Genomic DNA, 211 nt, shown 5'->3' with positions numbered 1-211 from the left:
GCGTTACAGCCTGGATGCCGATGATGCGGCTTGCGCCATTGAACGCGCCATTAACCGCGCATTAGAAGAAGGCATTCGCACCGGGGATTTAGCCCGTGGCGCTGCCGCCGTTAGTACCGATGAAATGGGCGATATCATTGCCCGCTATGTAGCAGAAGGGGTGTAATCTGGCTTTTCTACACAGCCCCGACCCCACCAGACGGGGTGTGAT

General features: G+C 57.3%; 1 protein-coding gene. It reads left to right on the top strand.

What is annotated here, in order from left to right; all coding sequences use genetic code 11:
• Nucleotides 1-10 precede the first annotated feature (10 nt).
• Nucleotides 11-166: an isocitrate/isopropylmalate family dehydrogenase gene (locus ACQ4LH_RS21870; RefSeq protein WP_430699013.1), complete on the top strand. Its 156-nt coding sequence runs from the start codon at nucleotides 11-13 to the stop codon at nucleotides 164-166.
• Nucleotides 167-211 lie beyond the last annotated feature (45 nt).

The sequence above is a fragment of the Pseudomonas peli genome (assembly GCF_050563605.1).
In the GTDB taxonomy this organism is placed as follows: domain Bacteria; phylum Pseudomonadota; class Gammaproteobacteria; order Pseudomonadales; family Pseudomonadaceae; genus Aquipseudomonas; species Aquipseudomonas peli_A.
The sequence above is the reverse complement of the archived record's forward strand: the minus strand, read 5'-3'. Positions and strand labels throughout refer to the sequence as shown.